The sequence below is a fragment of the Hahella sp. HN01 genome (genome assembly GCF_018986435.1).
Classification (GTDB): Bacteria; Pseudomonadota; Gammaproteobacteria; order Pseudomonadales; family Oleiphilaceae; genus Hahella.
Window position 1 is genome coordinate 1 of sequence record NZ_JAHMIN010000022.1, and the last position, 13,159, is coordinate 13,159.

The 13,159-nt window shown below is 53.3% G+C and carries 10 protein-coding genes; 3 read left to right on the top strand and 7 right to left on the bottom strand.

Annotation, left to right across the window (positions count from 1 at the left end; genetic code table 11):
• Positions 1–276: 276 nt before the first annotated feature.
• The 3 genes from eno to KP814_RS20025 all read right to left on the bottom strand — a co-directional run bounded on the left by eno (position 277) and on the right by KP814_RS20025 (position 4,321).
• A complete protein-coding gene (gene eno / locus KP814_RS20015) occupies positions 277–1,572 on the bottom strand; it encodes a phosphopyruvate hydratase (RefSeq protein WP_216738433.1) in 1,296 nt (431 codons plus the stop codon).
• A 132-nt stretch (positions 1,573–1,704) separates the two neighbouring features.
• Complete coding sequence (gene kdsA, locus KP814_RS20020; protein WP_216738515.1) at positions 1,705–2,550, bottom strand: 3-deoxy-8-phosphooctulonate synthase; 846 nt, start codon at positions 2,548–2,550, stop codon at positions 1,705–1,707.
• A 142-nt stretch (positions 2,551–2,692) separates the two neighbouring features.
• On the bottom strand, positions 2,693–4,321 hold the full coding sequence (locus KP814_RS20025; RefSeq protein WP_216738434.1) for a CTP synthase: 1,629 nt from the start codon (positions 4,319–4,321) through the stop codon (positions 2,693–2,695).
• A gap of 169 nt (positions 4,322–4,490) precedes the next feature.
• Here KP814_RS20025 and KP814_RS20030 point away from each other — a divergent pair, with 169 nt between their 5' ends.
• Entirely contained in the window at positions 4,491–5,489 is a 999-nt protein-coding gene (locus KP814_RS20030; RefSeq protein ID WP_216738435.1) for a hypothetical protein, read from the top strand.
• 2 nt (positions 5,490–5,491) lie between these two features.
• Here the strand turns inward: KP814_RS20030 and tilS are convergent, their stop codons facing one another.
• The 4 genes from tilS to KP814_RS20050 all read right to left on the bottom strand — a co-directional run bounded on the left by tilS (position 5,492) and on the right by KP814_RS20050 (position 11,988).
• Positions 5,492–6,835 (bottom strand): tRNA lysidine(34) synthetase TilS, encoded by a 1,344-nt coding sequence (tilS, locus tag KP814_RS20035; protein ID WP_216738436.1) that lies wholly within the window; start codon positions 6,833–6,835, stop codon positions 5,492–5,494.
• Complete coding sequence (accA, locus tag KP814_RS20040; RefSeq protein ID WP_216738516.1) at positions 6,819–7,772, bottom strand: acetyl-CoA carboxylase carboxyl transferase subunit alpha; 954 nt, start codon at positions 7,770–7,772, stop codon at positions 6,819–6,821. The genes tilS and accA overlap by 17 nt, the downstream gene beginning before the upstream one ends.
• Positions 7,773–7,874: 102 nt before the next feature.
• Positions 7,875–11,351 carry a DNA polymerase III subunit alpha gene (gene dnaE / locus KP814_RS20045; RefSeq protein ID WP_216738517.1) on the bottom strand — a complete coding sequence of 1,159 codons (3,477 nt, stop codon included), beginning with the start codon at positions 11,349–11,351 and terminating at the stop codon, positions 7,875–7,877.
• 109 nt (positions 11,352–11,460) lie between these two features.
• A complete protein-coding gene (locus tag KP814_RS20050; protein WP_216738437.1) occupies positions 11,461–11,988 on the bottom strand; it encodes a TlpA disulfide reductase family protein in 528 nt (175 codons plus the stop codon).
• Between the two features lie 149 nt (positions 11,989–12,137).
• Here KP814_RS20050 and arsC point away from each other — a divergent pair, with 149 nt between their 5' ends.
• Positions 12,138–12,494, top strand: coding sequence for an arsenate reductase (glutaredoxin) (gene arsC, locus KP814_RS20055; protein WP_216738438.1), 357 nt, complete (start codon positions 12,138–12,140; stop codon positions 12,492–12,494).
• Positions 12,495–12,527: 33 nt separating this feature from the next.
• A complete protein-coding gene (wrbA, locus tag KP814_RS20060; RefSeq protein WP_216738439.1) occupies positions 12,528–13,148 on the top strand; it encodes an NAD(P)H:quinone oxidoreductase in 621 nt (206 codons plus the stop codon).
• Positions 13,149–13,159: the final 11 nt, after the last annotated feature.

The window sequence follows — 13,159 nt, forward strand, 5'->3', positions numbered from 1 at the left end:
AAAGAACTTTCTCTTCCGGAGACTCTCTCCGACCGAGGCGCGCATTCTACACTTTCATTTCTCAGTGTCAACTCCTTTTTAGCGCCGCCGACTCTCTCGAACCAGCTCTTTCCCTCCCCTCCGACCGGCTTCCCCGTCGAAGTGGGGCGTATTATACGCCCCTCCTTTTTCCCGTCAACTCCATTTTTTAACTTTTTTAGGAAAAGTTTTTACCATCCCCGTTAGCCGACCCCTAACAACAAAAAAGAGGGCCTTCGCCCTCCTTTTTTACAGAGTTTAACCCTGCCCCTTGATCTCTTTTATACCACGATAAGGCGCGCTGCCAGCCAGCTCTTCTTCAATCCGCAACAAGCGGTTGTACTTCGCTACGCGGTCTGAACGACACAACGAGCCAGTTTTGATTTGCCCTGCACTAGTAGCAACAGCCAAGTCTGCAATGGTCGTATCTTCAGTTTCGCCTGAACGGTGGGAAATTACGGCCGTAAAGCCTGCGTCCTTCGCCATTTTAATAGCATCCAGCGTTTCAGACAGACTACCGATCTGGTTGAACTTGATCAGGATGGAGTTGGCGATGCCTTTATCAATTCCCTGCTTCAAAATCTTGGTGTTAGTCACAAACAAGTCGTCGCCCACTAACTGCACTTTGTCTCCCAGCTTTCTGGTCAAAGCCGCCCAGCCATCCCAGTCGCTCTCATCCATTCCATCTTCAATGGAGACGATGGGATAACGTTGAGACAAGTCACCCAAGTAGTCAGCAAACTCCTCAGACGAGAAAACTTTACCTTCACCTGAGAGGTTATACTGCCCTTCTTTGTAAAACTCAGAGGACGCGCAGTCCAACGCCAAGGTCACATCAGATCCAAGTTTATAGCCAGCCTTAGTGACAGCCTCTTCAATCGCAGCCAACGCAGCTTCATTGGATGGCAAGTTGGGAGCAAAGCCACCCTCATCTCCGACAGCCGTATTCAGACCTTTGTCGTGCAGGACTTTCTTCAGGTTGTGAAAAATTTCGGCGCCAACACGCAGCGCTTCACGGAAACTGGCCACTCCCACTGGCTGAACCATGAACTCCTGAATATCGACATTATTGTCTGCATGCTCACCGCCATTGAGAATATTCATCATTGGCACAGGCATAGAATACTGCCCAGACGTACCATTGACGTCGGCAATATGCGCATAAAGAGGTACGCCTTTTTCTTGCGCAGCTGCTTTCGCCGCAGCCAAAGAGACAGCCAGAATCGCATTTGCGCCTAGGTTGGCTTTATTTTCAGTGCCATCCAGCTCAATCATGATACGATCCAGTTCACGCTGCTCCCTCGCATCCTTCCCTATCAAAGCGGAACGAATGGAAGTATTAACTGCATCGACCGCCTTCAACACGCCTTTACCCATGTAACGCGCAGGATCTTTATCACGCAATTCCAAGGCTTCGCGAGAACCCGTGGAGGCCCCTGACGGCGCGCATGCGGAACCAACAACGCCAGACTTCAGCACCACATCCGCTTCAACGGTGGGGTTACCGCGAGAGTCAAGCACCTCTCGGGCGCGCACATCTACTATTTCCGCCATATCTCAATTTCTCCTGTAACAGTTGGTAATGTTTCGGAATCAATAATTATTGTGGTTAATGCAGTCATCGGAAGCACCTTACGACCAGCCATGAGAGCCAATCATTTCGGCACTACGACAACTCACCCTTCCTCACGCAGTATCAATATTGGGAAATTGTTTGACCATATCGTCCAGCGCTTTCATTTGCGCCAAAAACGGTTCGAGCTGAGACAAGCGCAACGCACAGGGGCCATCGCATTTGGCCACATCAGGATCAGGATGCGCCTCCAGGAACAACCCCGCCAAGCCAACAGCCATTCCTGAACGAGCTAACTGCACAACTTGCTCTCTACGACCGCCAGCCGAACTAGATAGCCCACCAGGCATTTGCAAAGAGTGCGTCACGTCAAAAAATACCGGGTAGCCAAATTGCTTCATAATGCCAAAGCCAAGCATGTCGACCACTAAATTGTTATATCCAAACGAGGAGCCGCGCTCACAAAGAATCAACTGATCATTCCCAGCTTCCTCACACTTGCTCAGAATGTGCTTCATTTCCTGAGGGGCCAAAAACTGGGCCTTCTTGATATTGACCGGGCGCCCAGTCCTCGCCATTGCGGCCACAAGGTCAGTCTGACGAGACAAGAAAGCTGGCAGCTGAATAATATCAGCCACTTCCGCCACCGGTTGCGCCTGATGCGGCTCATGAACGTCCGTGATGACAGGAACATTAAATGTGCGTTTGATTTCTTCGAAGATTTTTAGGCCTTCATCCAGGCCTGGACCACGGTAGGAATTGATTGATGAACGGTTGGCTTTGTCGAAAGAGGCTTTGAAAACGTATGGGATGCCCAGCTTCTGGGTAACTTTTACATAGGATTCTGCGACTTGAAGAGCCAGATCACGCGATTCCAGCACATTCATACCGCCGAACAGAACAAAGGGACGATCGTTTGCGATATCAATACCGCCCACTTTCACAGTTCTAGTTGACATGTTTTCAACCTTATTTTTGAGCATCCCCATCTAACGCCCGGGGTTGCATTGGGCCATAAATTGAAAAGGCCGCTATTTTAGCAAAAGCGGCCTCTCAAATAACCCTCAACTTTTGTTCATGGAACAAAATGCATGGAACCGCCTATTTTTCGACAGCATTCTCCAAAGCTGCGCGAACAAAGCCTTCAAACAGTGGATGTCCATCACGGGGCGTCGACTTGAACTCAGGATGGAACTGACAGGCCACGAACCATGGGTGATCTTTTACTTCAACCACTTCCACCAAAGAACCGTCCTGAGACCAACCCGCTACCTGCAGGCCGGCTTCTTCCAACCTTGGAACAAGATTACCGTTCACCTCATAGCGGTGACGATGGCGCTCTTGAATTATGGACTTACCATAACATTCGCGCACAGTGGAGCCTTCAACCAGCTTACATTCCTGTGCGCCCAGGCGCATGGTTCCGCCGAGATCGGAAGCCTCGTTACGCTGCTCGGTTTTGCCGCTCGCATCCTGCCATTCAGTGATCAAGCCTACAACCGGGTGAGCGGATTTGGGATTAAACTCAGTACTGTGGGCGTCTTCCATACCCGCCATATGGCGAGCATATTCAATTACCGCAACCTGTAATCCCAAGCAGATACCTAAGTATGGGATTTTATTCTCACGAGCATAACGAACTGTCTGGATCTTGCCTTCCACACCACGTTCGCCAAAACCACCTGGCACCAAAATCGCGTCGACGCCTTTGAGCAAATCAACGCCTTGCAGGTAAACCTGTTCGGAGTCGATATAGCGAATATTCACTTTCGTCTTATTGCGAATACCCGCATGCTTCAACGCCTCAATCAAGGATTTATAGGCGTCCAGCAACTCCATGTACTTGCCAACCATGGCGATAGTGACTTCATGTTCAGGGTTGGCTTCATTGTCGACGACATTCTGCCACTCGCTAAGATCAGCTGCGCCGCATTCCAGCCCGAAACGCTCCACAATAATCTCATCCAGTCCCTGGGCATGCAGCATCATGGGAATAGAGTAGATGGATTTAGCGTCTTCCAGAGCAATAACCGCACGCTCCTCAACGTTGGTGAACAGCGCGATCTTGCGACGGGAAGACTGATCAATACTGTGCTCGGAACGGCATACCAGGATATCCGGCTGCAAACCAATCGAGCGCATCTCTTTAACAGAGTGCTGGGTCGGCTTGGTTTTCACCTCGCCGGCGGTGGCGATATAGGGCACCAGTGTCAAATGCATAAATAGCGCACGCTTGGAGCCTACTTCCACTTTCAGCTGACGAGTGGCCTCAAGGAACGGCAACGATTCGATGTCTCCCACTGTGCCGCCGATTTCAACCAGCGCCACATCCGCATCGCCAGCGCCTTCAACGATCCGGCGCTTAATTTCGTCAGTAATATGCGGAATGACCTGTACGGTGCCGCCCAAATAATCGCCGCGACGCTCTTTGCGCAACACGGTTTCATATACGCGACCAGTGGTGAAGTTATTACGCTTGGTCATGGTCGTGCGGATAAACCGCTCGTAGTGGCCAAGGTCGAGATCCGTTTCCGCGCCGTCTTCGGTGACGAAGACTTCTCCGTGCTGGAAGGGGCTCATGGTGCCCGGGTCCACGTTAATGTAAGGATCCAGTTTCAGGATGGTGACTTTTAGTCCGCGTGCTTCAAGGATAGCGGCCAAAGATGCGGATGCGATGCCCTTCCCCAAGGAAGAAACAACCCCACCTGTGACGAATATATAGCGCGTCATGCAAAACCCGTTGGTGTAACAGATGTTAATCGGAAAGGAGGGAGATATTCATCTCAAAGATGGGACGCCAGAATAACAGAAACAGGGGGGTATCTCAACGAATGATGCGATGAATTCCCCGGATTGACAACGACGCATCCTGCCGCCGCGACCAGCTAAAAAGCACGTTATGGGCAAACGCCCCGGCTGTTTCCAGTCCAATGGCTATACTTCAACTATGGCTGGCTCGAACTCAAAAAATCAATCTGCGACAAAATGCGTCACCGCGACGTCACGACCTTTTCGTTTCACATTGCAAGCGACTGGGGCGATTCTCTTGCTGTCACTTTCACTTTTTGCAGAGGCGTTAGAAGTCACCACAGTAAGATATCCAGTTCCTGAATCCGAAATGGACCTTCGATATGAGTATCCCAGGCAGCTGCTAAAGCTGGCCCTGGAGGAGACGCTCAGCTCTCACGGAGCCTATACAATAGAAGACGCAAAAATCAGGGCATCCCAGACCCGCAACGAGATATTCCTACGCCAGGGATTCAACATCGATATCATTTGGAGACCTGAGAACGGCTCATTAGATGACAACTTCCTCCCCGTTCGCATACCCATACTAAAAGGCGCTCTGGGATATCGTGTATTTTTGATTCGCCAATCCGATCAAGGTCGCTTTCACGCCATCAAGTCCCTAAATGAGTTAAAAACCCTGACCGCCGGCTTTGGCCATGACTGGCCCGATGTTCATGTACTCAAGGCGAACAGCATCCCACTTGAACTCTCCTCAGATTACGAGACGCTGTTCAAGATGCTCATTACCGAAAGGTTCGACTATTTTCCCCGGGGTATAAATGAAGCATGGGATGAATACGAGCAACGCCACCCGTTTCTTCCAGAATTAAAAGTGGAAGACTCCATTCTCATGTATTACCCCCTGCCCGTTTATTTTGTTGTGAACAAGTCAAACAAGGATCTCGCGCAACGCGTGGAAATCGGTCTGCAGAAGGCGATTGCAAACGGCGGCTTTGATCAGCTTTTCTTTTCACACCATCAGAGTATGCTGGACAGAGCCAATCTTAGCGGTAGAAAGTTATTCGTTTTGGAAAACCCTTATCTGCCGGATTCCACGCCGAAAGGGAGCCAGTATTGGCTTAAAGTGGCCTTCAATCAGGCGCCGTAGAATTACGAGCTAGAGGGTTGATGGAACACTGGCAGCCATGCATTTTCCGAAGCGGCGAATTGTTCCGCCACGCCATAACTCCCCACCGCAGCCAGTTCATCATTGAAATAAATCAACGGAATGCTGTCCCGTCGCCATGGAGGAATGCCCTGCTCCTGCAACCATTTTTTTAAAGGACAGGAACCACCGCGCCCCTTGGGTCGAAAACGTTCCCCTCCACGACGAAATCGAACAATTACCGTTTCATCGGTTGTAGGTTGACGCACCCCCTCACTAGCTGGCTCAGCCATCAGCCTCCCAACAGGGGTCAACAATGCCTCAGCCAGAGGCCAGACCACTTCGTACTCCGATGGCGGCGCATCAATCCTTTCCGTGATATATAGCTTCCCATTGTGCCGACGCAAAATGCTTTCACCTAATGGATAGCATGGCTGGCGGGAGCCTTCAGCATGAAGCATCTGCGCTAGAATCTCGACCAGATCGCCTTCAGATGGCGTAAAGCCGGCGGTTTGCAGCCAGTATCGCAGCGCATTTTTTCTGCGATGAGGCGACAAACCTGATAACACAGCAAGCCCCAGCTCGTCCGCACTTATTGATTCGCCCTGTAAATCCATCTCCGCCAACTCATCCAACAGACTCGCGGCTTCCGACATACGCCGGCCAGTCTCAGCGATCATCGCCACAGCATTTCGCCATCGCGCGCTCATTGGCCGAAGTATTTCATTACGAAGAAAATTTCTATCAAACACGGCGGCGACGTTACTTTCATCCTCCACCCAGCTCAATCCCCAGCGTTGCGCCAGCGCTTCCAGCTCCGAGCGAGTGAAGCCAAGCAAAGGCCGCCTCAGCACGCCTTTGCCCAAAGAGCGCTGACCAGGGATGCCAGCCAGCCCTTTCACACCATGTCCTTTTAGCAGCCGAAACAGGATGGTTTCAGCCTGATCATTCTGATGATGGCCCTGCAACAACATCGCTCCCGCACACTCATTCAGATAACGCGCAAATACGCGATAACGGGCCTCCCGCGCAGCCGCCTCAAGACCATCGCCATTCGTCGCCACGCTCACGGGATGCGCATGGCATCTTATGTCCAGACTCCGGCATTCCTTCTGACAATGCTCCATCCAAGCGTCGGCATTCGGACTGAGTCCATGATGCACATGAATCGCTTCAATGTGCGCCTCTGCGGGCCAAACGCGCCGCGCAGCATGCAGCAATACGCTGGAATCCAGGCCGCCGCTATAGGCGATATACAAACAGGAAAAGTCAGGCAGGCCGCGAAGAGCCGAGAGAAGACGCCGCTCGATATCAGCGGCGTCATGGGGAGTCTTAGAGGAAGCGCTCATAGGACGTCAGGCGCTTATACCGCTCTGCGACCAGCTCCTCGGTATCCATTTCCAGCAACTGGCTCAGAGAATCTTTCAGAGCCGCTTTGATATGACCAGCCATCAGTTCCGGGTTGCGATGCGCACCACCCAGAGGCTCATCCAGCACCTTATCCGCAAAGCCCAGTTCTGCAAGACGCTTGGCCGTAATGCCCATCGCTTCCGCAGCGTTGGCGGCGTACTCAGCATTTTTCCACAAAATGGAGGCGCAGCCTTCTGGAGAGATAACGGAATAAGTGGAATATTGCAGCATGATCAAGCGGTCGCAAACGCCAACCGCCAGAGCGCCGCCAGAACCGCCTTCACCGATGACCGTTGAGATGATCGGCGTCTTCAAGCGGGACATGACCGCCAGGTTAAATGCAATCGCCTCGCTTTGGCCACGCTCTTCCGCCCCGATGCCCGGATAGGCGCCCGGGGTATCAATGAAGGTCAGAATCGGCATTTTGAAGCGCTCGGCCATTTCCATCATGCGTAACGCCTTGCGATAACCTTCTGGGCGCGGCATGCCGAAGTTACGCTTCACCTTCTCTTTGATTTCGCGACCTTTCTGATGTCCGATGATCATAACGGGCTCATCATCCAGTCTGGCGATACCACCAACGATAGCCTGATCGTCAGCGTATTTACGGTCGCCATGCAATTCGTCGAAATCTTCGAAAATCATCCGCACGTAGTCCAGCGTATAAGGACGCTTGGGGTGACGGGACAGGCGGGAAATATCCCAAGAGGACAGATCCGCAAAAATATTTTCCGTGAGCGACACGCTCTTGGACTTCAGACGGTTGATCTCGTCAGTGATATTCAACTCACTGTCGTTACCAACCAGACGCAACTCCTCTATCTTTTCCTCCAGCTCAGCGATCGGCTGTTCGAAGTCGAGATAATAAGGGTTCATCTGCTTTTCATGCTTACTCATAGTTTTTCTTGCTCGGCTATGTCTCTTGAGCTTGAGCTGGCGCGCATGTCATTCCATGCCTTGCCGGATACAAGCGAGGGATCAACTGTAACGCAGTTGCACCCGCTCCTTGCCCAACAAATATCGCAGCCCCTGAATCAATTCATCGCTTGGATTAACCCGCCAATCTTCCGCCAGACGCAGTCTGGTGCGGGCGGTTTCCGTTTCATAATTGATCAAAACCGGGCAGCCCTCGGCGCGGTGTTCTCCCAGAACGCCGCCCAGTTCGTCAATAAAGCCGTTATTAAAGTCTTTTTCGTGTACAAAGAGAATAAGCTCTTTGGCGAACTTCAATCGCGCTTGACCGATGTCCGAAGTCAATTTCGCCCGGACAGAAAGCCCACCAGAGTAGTCATCTTCGCCAACAACACCCTCCACGACCAAAATGCGATCGTTGTGCAGCATTTCTTTGGCTTGCTCGTAGGCGTCGGAGAAAAAAGTCACTTCAATACGGCCGCTACGATCATCCAACGTAGCAAAACCGATATATCCGCCGCGTTTGCTCTTCATCGTGCGCACCGCCACCACCAGACCCGCCACATTTTGCGGGCTCTTGCCGGGACGCAACTCCGAAATGGGCGTACGCACGAATCGGCGTACTTCCTGCTCATATTCATCAAACGGGTGGCCAGTCAGATACAGGCCCAGAGTCTCCTTCTCTAATTTCAGACGCTCCTTATCGCTCCATTCCTGCATGCCTTCCGTCGCGCTGTAGGGATTCGGATCGGTTTCCGGCACCACCTCGCCGAACAAGTCCAGCATACCGGCGTCTTCATTACGGGAATGTTGATCCGCGCGACGCACCGCTTCATTGATGGAGGCCATCATACGGGCGCGATTCGGCCCCAGCTTGTCCATCGCGCCGGAGCGGACCAGCGCTTCCAAAGCGCGCTTGTTGACCCGGCGTAAATCCACTCGCTGACAGAAATCGAACAGGTCGCGGAAGGGACCACCTTCTTTGCGGGCGTCCAAAATGCTCTGCACAGGGCCTTCACCCAGCCCTTTTACGGCGCCCAGGCCGTAGACGATGCGATGCTCATCGTCTACGGTGAAGGTATAACTACTGTTGTTAACGTCCGGCAACACCAAATCCAGCTTCATACGCCGACATTCTTCCACCAGCGTCACCACTTTATCGGTGTTCTGCATATCCGCTGTGAGCACCGCCGCCATGAACGGCGCAGGAAAGTGACACTTCAGCCAGGCGGTCTGGTAGGACACCAAGGCGTAGGCGGCGGAGTGGGATTTGTTGAAGCCGTAACCCGCAAACTTTTCCACCAGGTCGAAGATCTTTTCCGCCAGATCCTGCCCAATCCCCTGATTAATGCTCCCCTCTACGAAAATCGCCTTCTGCTTGGCCATTTCTTCGGGTTTCTTTTTACCCATGGCTCGACGCAGCAAGTCCGCGCCGCCAAGCGTATATCCCGCCATCACCTGGGCGATCTGCATGACCTGCTCCTGATACAGGATGATGCCGTAGGTGGGCTGCAGGACAGGTTTCAACGATTCCAGCTGATAGTCGGGATGCGGATAGGCCAGTTCGGCGCGTCCGTGCTTACGGTTGATAAAGTCGTCAACCATGCCCGATTGCAGCGGCCCCGGACGGAACAGGGCCACAAGAGCGATGATGTCTTCAAAACAGTCCGGCATCAGACGCCGGATAAGTTCTTTCATACCGCGGGATTCAAGCTGGAACACCGCAGTGGTTTCGCCATGCTTGAGCAGATTGAAGGTCGGCGCGTCATCCAGCGGGATAAAATTGATATCCAGTGGCGGCTCGCCTTTTTCCGCCTGCTGGCGGTTAATGATATCCACCGCCCAATCGACGATGGTCAAGGTACGCAACCCCAGGAAGTCGAACTTGACCAGACCTGCCGATTCTACGTCGTCCTTATCGAACTGAGTCACCAGACCCGAGCCGGTTTCATCACAGTACAAAGGCGCAAAGTCCGTCAACTTGGTGGGCGCAATCACCACCCCACCGGCGTGCTTACCGACGTTACGGGTGACCCCTTCCAGCTTGCGCGCCATTTCCCAGATTTCCGCCGCATCTTCATCCGTGGACAGATATTCCCGCAGCGGCTCTTCCTGCTCATAGGCCTTGGCCAGAGTCATGCCTACTTCAAAGGGGATCAGCTTGGACAGGCGATCGCCCATGGAGTACGGCCGCCCCTGCACCCGCGCCACGTCCCGCACTACCGCCTTCGCCGCCATGGTTCCGAAGGTGATGATCTGGGACACCGCATTACGCCCATAGGCTTCAGCCACATAGGCGATAACCCGGTCGCGGCCTTCCATACAGAAGTCGACGTCAAAGTCCGGCATCGACACCCGCTCTGGGTTCAGGAATCGCTCGAACAGCAAGTCGTAGGCGAGAGGGTCCAAATCGGTGATTTTTAGCGCATAGGCCACCAGAGAGCCGGCGCCGGACCCCCGTCCCGGTCCTACCGGCACGCCGTTGTTCTTGGCCCACTTGATGAAGTCCATAACGATGAGGAAGTAGCCGGGGAACCCCATCTGAGTGATGATGTCCAGCTCAAACTTCAGCCGATCATAATAGCTTTGACGTTTACTCTCGTACTGAGGGTCGTCTTGTTTGAAAAGCGTAGCCAGTCGCTCCTCGAGTCCCTCTTCCGAGACCTTGATGAAAAACTCATCAATGGTCATGCCTTCTGGAATCGGATAGTTCGGCAGGAAGTATTTACCCAAGCGCAAGCTGACGTTACAGCGCTTGGCGATTTCCACCGTATTCTCAATCGCCTCAGGAATATCCGAGAACAACTCGCACATTTCCTCCGCCGACTTCAGGTATTGCTCTTCACTGAAGCGGCGTTCACGACGCGGGTCGTCCAAAGTGCGGCTTTCGTGGATACAGACCCGCGCCTCATGGGCTTCAAAGTCGTCGCGCTCAAGGAAATGCACATCGTTAGTGGCGACAACCGGGCAGCCGGTTTCCATCGCCAACTCGACAGAGGCATGCACGCATTCTTCGTCATTAATCCGCCCCGTGCGTTGCAGCTCCAGATAAAACGCATCCGGGAACATTTCCATCCAAAAGGCCAGCCGCTCGCGCGCCAGCTCCGGCTTACCCGCCAACAACGCCTGACCGACTTCGCCGTATTTGGCGCCGGACATCGCCAACATGCCTTCCGCCTGGGCGGCGATCCAGTCTTTTTTCAGAATGGCGCGACCATGGGACTGACCTTCAGTAAAGCCGCGGGATATGAGCTCCGTCAGGTTGCGGTAGCCGGTTTCATTGCGGGCGAATAACGTGAGGCGAGATGGAGCCAAGGGGTCGTCCAGGTTTTCAACCCAGACATCAGCGCCGACAACCGGCTTCACGCCTGCGCCCGACGCCGCTTTGTAGTACTTGACCAGACAGCACATGTTGGACTGATCGGTCACCGCCACCGCTGGCATCCCCATATCGGCCAGCTTTTTAACTAAAGGTTTGACCTTTACCAGCCCGTCAACCAGAGAAAATTCTGTGTGAATGCGTAAATGAATAAAATCGCCCATCGGGCCTTTATCTCCAGTTTCTTCGTGCAACACGGCTTTCAGATCCGCGCTAGCCAACAATTCTCAGTAAAGTCACAAATTCTTAAATATAGACGCCAATTAGCGGCGATTATTGTGGAATAGCCGACAAAATCGCATTTTTCGTCTGTGCGCCGATCATCTCGCGCTGCACCTTGCCGTCATGAATCAACAGCGTGGTCGGCAACACCTTGGGGATTTCCACTTTCCAATGACGGGTCGGTTCGCCTTGCAAAACCGGGAAGTTAATGCCCATTTTGTCGATGGTTTTGGTCAGCGCCTCCCCGTTGTGGCCATCATAATCCACCCCCAGAACAATGACGCCGGGATGTCTATTTAGCTCATTCAACTCAGGAATTTCAACCTTACAGGGGCCACACCACTCCGCCCAGAAATTAAGAATGATCCACTGCCCGCCCAGATGATCCAGATTGATTTCTCCACCATCCGCCAGCTTCACCACAGTCGTCAGCGGCGCATCGCCTTTGTCTTCCGAACAGCCCGCCAGTAACGCCAGCAGGGCTCCTGCGATCAGCGCTTTGAATATGGTCCGATGGATAATCGAGACGCCACTTGCAATGGCTTGAAACAGACCGGGGGTAATTTCACGGGCGATCAAAATGTTTCTCCAGGTAATACGCTGACCGGCATTCTACACGAAAAAAGCGGGGGAAATGGGAGTCTGGCCTTTCCGTCATTGAAAGTGTTAGAAATGCGTTCCACAGATGCTTAAACTTGCCCCCTCACTGCAACAACAGGAAACCGACGATGAGTAAAAGCGCCCTCACTATCTGGCATAACCCACGCTGCTCAAAATCCCGGCAGACGCTGCAAATTATTGAAGACAGTGGCGTAGAGCCCACCGTAGTGAAGTACCTGGAAACGCCCCCCAATGCTGCAGAGCTGAAAGCGGCCCTGGCCAAGCTCGGCATTCCCGCCAGAGACCTGTTGCGTAAAGGTGAAGAAGAATACAAAACTCTTAACTTGGCTAACGCCGACTTGAGCGAAGACGCCTTGATCGATGCAATGGCGGCCCATCCCAAACTGATCGAACGCCCGATCGTCATCAAAGGCGATCGCGCAGTCCTGGGCCGCCCGCCGGAAAACGTCAACGAACTGCTGTAATTAGTCCATCTATCTATATAGAAGAAGGAAACCATGAAGTCAGCGACCGACTCCCCTTATCTGCTGGTGCTCTATTACAGTCGTAACGGCGCCACCCGCGTGCTGGCGCAACATATCGCCCGCGGCGCGGCGCAAGTATCAGGCATGGACGTGCGCGTACGCACGGTTCCTCCTGTATCCGCGGTCAGTGAAGCGACAGCCCCTGCAATTCCCGAAGAAGGCGATGTTTACTGCACCCTGGACGACCTGGAAGGTTGCAGTGGTTTGGTCATCGGATCGCCAACCCGCTTCGGCAACATGGCGGCCCCTTTGAAATACTTTCTCGACCAGACTGGCTCTCTGTGGCAAGCGGGAGCTCTCATCGATAAACCCGCCGCTGCTTTCACCTCCACCAGCAGCCTTCATGGCGGCCAGGAAACGACCCTGCAGACCATGCTGACGCCTCTACTGCACCACGGCATGCTGTTAGTTGGCCTGCCCTATACCGAGTCAGGCCTCAGCGAGACGCGAGGCGGTGGCTCACCCTATGGCGCTGGCCACTGGTCTGGTTCTGATGGCGCCCGTCGTCCAGACGAGACGGAACTGCAATTGTGTCGGGCTTTGGGCCACCGGGTGGCGGAACTGGCGCACAGACTGGCTATCACCAAGGCTTGAACCCTATCGCG

What these genes read in the sequence shown, in the direction of transcription:
- eno (WP_216738433.1), bottom strand. Translation starts at nt 1,572, where the DNA reads ATGGCGGAAATAGTAGATGTGCGCGCCCGAGAGGTGCTTGACTCTCGC.
- kdsA (WP_216738515.1), bottom strand. Translation starts at nt 2,550, where the DNA reads ATGTCAACTAGAACTGTGAAAGTGGGCGGTATTGATATCGCAAACGAT.
- KP814_RS20025 (WP_216738434.1), bottom strand. Translation starts at nt 4,321, where the DNA reads ATGACGCGCTATATATTCGTCACAGGTGGGGTTGTTTCTTCCTTGGGG.
- KP814_RS20030 (WP_216738435.1), top strand. Translation starts at nt 4,491, where the DNA reads ATGGGCAAACGCCCCGGCTGTTTCCAGTCCAATGGCTATACTTCAACT.
- tilS (WP_216738436.1), bottom strand. Translation starts at nt 6,835, where the DNA reads ATGAGCGCTTCCTCTAAGACTCCCCATGACGCCGCTGATATCGAGCGG.
- accA (WP_216738516.1), bottom strand. Translation starts at nt 7,772, where the DNA reads ATGAACCCTTATTATCTCGACTTCGAACAGCCGATCGCTGAGCTGGAG.
- dnaE (WP_216738517.1), bottom strand. Translation starts at nt 11,351, where the DNA reads ATGGGCGATTTTATTCATTTACGCATTCACACAGAATTTTCTCTGGTT.
- arsC (WP_216738438.1), top strand. Translation starts at nt 12,138, where the DNA reads ATGAGTAAAAGCGCCCTCACTATCTGGCATAACCCACGCTGCTCAAAA.
- wrbA (WP_216738439.1), top strand. Translation starts at nt 12,528, where the DNA reads ATGAAGTCAGCGACCGACTCCCCTTATCTGCTGGTGCTCTATTACAGT.